Here is a 3,333-nt window from a genome sequence, read left to right on the forward strand (position 1 = left end):
CCCGAATCCCGAAAGCAACGTAGCAGATCGCCTTCGTGTAACAGTCTCTAAATAGCATCAAAAGTCGAGCCACTCATCCCCTTCATCCTCCTCGCCGTGAGGAAGATGAACGATGGCTGTAGTAGCTCCGAAAGTAAGGACATCGCCCTGAGAGAGCCGACGCCGCTCCCCTTGATCAATCTCAGCACCATTCACAAAGGTTCCGGTCATACTATCATTATCCATCACCTCGAGCCGACCATCTTTGGAGAGCGTAAAGTAAGCGTGCTGCCGATCAATACTCGGGTCGGCCGTGAGCACCTGTAGCCTCGCAGAAGATCTAGGGTTGTACCGACCGAAGAGGCTTCGCCCCTCAGGAATCTGAATCGTTTGAGGCTTAGTAAACTCCGTCTCAATAATCTCCAGATAGGTACCCTCCTCCGAGAAGTCGGCCTCCTCAATACTAACCGCTTTGATGGATCTATCTCTATGCTGTAGTGCCTCGGCAGCCGTCTTATACACAGCTATCGGTTGCTTGCACTCGTCGCAGACCACACGCTCGGCACTATCTTGGTGATGACCGATAGTGACCTCCAAAGAGGCCCCACAATAGGGGCAAGTAATCACTGTAGACATGGCTATATAAATGGATATATATTCTCTAATAACTTAACACTATAATCCCACACCTAGGCGCCCATTATCTAGATAGCTATAGTAGCCATTGTCGGTAAAGATCACATGGTCCACCATACTTATCCCAATCAGCCGACACGCCTTGTAAAGCTGATCCGTGACATCGTCATCGTCGTGGCTAGGTTGCAGACTTCCTCCTGGGTGGTTGTGCACGAGTGCCAAAGCCGGTAGCTCAAGCCGGAGAGCGGTACTCAATATTACCCGAATATCGGCGGTTGAATTGGTGAGCCCCCCTTTTGAAATCCTAATCTTCCGCTGTGCAATCAGTCGCTGATTGAAAAGCACTATCCAAAGTTCCTCGTGCGAGAGATTATACAGGTCGGTATAGATGTAGTCGTAAATCATCTGACTATTGGTGAGCTGCTTTCCCTCATTATCCAACTTCTTTTTGTGGCTCACCGTCCGCATACCCAGCTCTAGGCAGGCAAGGATATTGGCTTTCTTCGCCATACCCACTCCTTTAATGGGTATTGCACACCCTGTACGCAGAGACTCATAGAGTCGGTATAGATTGTTATCTGCCGACTCCAAAATCAGGTGGGCAAGCTGTAGGGCATTGGTTCCCTGCAAGCCAGTTCCCAACTGAATCGCCATCAACTCTGCATCACTCAGAGCTCTAGGTCCATGGGTTAGCAATTTCTCTCTCGGGCGCTCCGACTCCTTGAGGTCGGTCATCCGTATATGGTCTAGGGAGTAGAGGGGTGCCTCTCCTCCTTCTTCTCTCTTAGGCATCACTCAATCGGTATACTTTTCATTGAGCCCGTGTGCCTCTGCTACCACCTGACGTAATTTATCCTCTTCACCACGTCGGCAAATCAGTAGCACATCATCGGTCTCCACCACCAGCATACTATCAATTCCCTGTAGCACCACAAGCTTCTCTGGATCATTAATCGCCACCAAGTTGCTCCTACTATCATTGTAAATTGTTTGGTGTGCACCAATAGTGGCATTGGCGTTCTGATCCTTATCGGTGAGCTGGTAGGTAGCTGACCACGTACCTACATCGGTCCACCCCATATCCGCCACCAGCATCAGCACCTTCTGTGACTTCTCCATTACGGCATAGTCAAAAGAGATATTGGGGCAGTAGGGAAATACCTCGTGCACATAGATCGTTTCCCGTGCCGTTCCCCACACCTCGGGCTTACTATAGAGTCGCTCCGCTATCTCAGGAGCATGGGACTTAACCTCGTCAATCAGCACTGATGTCATTGCCACAAAGAGACCAGCATTCCAATAAAACTCCCCACTATCCACCAAGATCCGAGCCATCTCGCTATTAGGCTTTTCGATAAAGGTCTTCACTGGATAGCAGTGGCTAAGCATCTCACCCCCATCTTCAACGGGCGACTCCAGAGCTTGGATATAACCATAGCCCACCTCCGGATAAGTTGGTTTAATCCCGAGGGTCACGATCATCTCGGTGCAAGAGGCATATTGGGCCGCCTCACCTATCAAAGTGTGGAAAGAGGGTTCATCCGTCACCAAATGATCTGAAGGGGTGATCACCACCACAGCATCAGGGTTGATGGCATGAATGTGCCGAGTAGCATAGGCGATAGAGGAGGCAGTATTGCGATTTTGAGACTCACAAAGCACATTCTCCATCGGGAGGTTAGGGAGCTGCTTCCGCACAATTTCTTCATACTGAATATTGGTCGCCACCAAAATACGATCTGGAGAGATGCAGCGTTGCATTCTCCGATAGGTCATCTGCAATAGACTCTCCCCTGTATTGAAGAAGTCCAAAAACTGCTTAGGATAGCTCTTTCGACTATAGGGCCAAAACCTACGCCCCACGCCACCGGCCAGTATCACACAATAAAGATTTGCGTAGACGTTATCTGCTTGAGTCATGATCATCGGTCTGAATATAGGTCAATCAAGAAAGGAGAGGGAGGCCAATTATGATACTCCTACGGAAGTCAATGGTCTGCCACCTCCATTCTTGCTACAAAGGTAATCAATTATTCCCTAATCTTGTGTACCTTTGGCACACCAATCAGTAGATACACATTATATACATAACACTATATAGCACTATGATACCATACTTTGAAGAAGCTGATATCGCAGTCACTATCTGCGATAAAGAGGGAAAGATCATCGAGATGAACGGACAATCGAGAGAGGTCAACCTAAAGCCTGGGCAAGACCTAATCGGCAAAAATGTACTCGACTGCCACCCAGAGCCAGCCCGCTCCCTACTGGAGCATCTGATGACGCACGAGGAGAAGCACGTCTACACCATCACAAAGGGCTCACGCAAAAAACTCATCTACCAAATCCCGTGGTACCAAGAGGGTGCCTACGCTGGATTTATCGAGCTCTCTATGATCATCCCCGAGGAGATGCCCCACTATATCCGCAAACCCAAAACTGAGTAAATTAAGCTGGTAGTGAACTAGGCTATTCGTCCATGTCAAGCTCGTCTAGCACCGAATCTTTTTATAACCCCACGAAGAGCTCCACTTTTCAGTGTTCAAACTGCAAAATGAGGTGAAAAACCCAGTTAAAGTGAGGTCTTTGCGGCCCCATTTACAACCAATTGTAAATCAATGCCATACAAAGGCGTTTGCCGAGATGCAACTAAGCAATCGGTTAGTTGCATCTCGGCAAATGCTTAGTTGCAACTCGCCGATTGCTTAGTTGCAT

At 48.6% G+C, this 3,333-nt stretch carries 4 protein-coding genes; 1 reads left to right on the forward strand and 3 read right to left on the reverse strand.

Annotated features, from left to right (window positions below; translation table 11 throughout):
• Positions 1-57: 57 nt before the first annotated feature.
• Genes A3GK_RS0109970 through A3GK_RS0109980 form a run of 3 tightly spaced genes read right to left on the reverse strand, consistent with a single transcriptional unit; the run spans position 58 to position 2,541 of the window.
• The gene (locus A3GK_RS0109970) at positions 58-615 is read right to left on the reverse strand and encodes an FHA domain-containing protein (protein ID WP_018029303.1); all 558 of its coding nucleotides are present in this window, start codon (positions 613-615) and stop codon (positions 58-60) included.
• Positions 616-654: 39 nt separating this feature from the next.
• On the reverse strand, positions 655-1,407 hold the full coding sequence (locus tag A3GK_RS0109975; RefSeq protein WP_018029304.1) for a JAB domain-containing protein: 753 nt from the start codon (positions 1,405-1,407) through the stop codon (positions 655-657).
• Positions 1,408-1,410: 3 nt separating this feature from the next.
• The gene (locus A3GK_RS0109980) at positions 1,411-2,541 is read right to left on the reverse strand and encodes a mannose-1-phosphate guanylyltransferase (protein ID WP_021903579.1); all 1,131 of its coding nucleotides are present in this window, start codon (positions 2,539-2,541) and stop codon (positions 1,411-1,413) included.
• 179 nt (positions 2,542-2,720) lie between these two features.
• Between A3GK_RS0109980 and A3GK_RS0109990 the strand changes: the two genes are divergently transcribed.
• A complete protein-coding gene (locus A3GK_RS0109990) occupies positions 2,721-3,065 on the forward strand; it encodes a PAS domain-containing protein (RefSeq protein ID WP_018029307.1) in 345 nt (114 codons plus the stop codon).
• Positions 3,066-3,333 lie beyond the last annotated feature (268 nt).

It is taken from the genome of Porphyromonas somerae DSM 23386 (assembly GCF_000372405.1).
In the GTDB taxonomy this organism is placed as follows: Bacteria; Bacteroidota; Bacteroidia; order Bacteroidales; family Porphyromonadaceae; genus Porphyromonas_A; species Porphyromonas_A somerae.

Coding starts and splice junctions, on each gene's coding strand:
- A3GK_RS0109990 (WP_018029307.1), top strand. CDS start 2,721: ATGATACCATACTTTGAAGAAGCTGATATCGCAGTCACTATCTGCGAT.
- A3GK_RS0109980 (WP_021903579.1), bottom strand. CDS start 2,541: ATGATCATGACTCAAGCAGATAACGTCTACGCAAATCTTTATTGTGTG.
- A3GK_RS0109975 (WP_018029304.1), bottom strand. CDS start 1,407: ATGCCTAAGAGAGAAGAAGGAGGAGAGGCACCCCTCTACTCCCTAGAC.
- A3GK_RS0109970 (WP_018029303.1), bottom strand. CDS start 615: ATGTCTACAGTGATTACTTGCCCCTATTGTGGGGCCTCTTTGGAGGTC.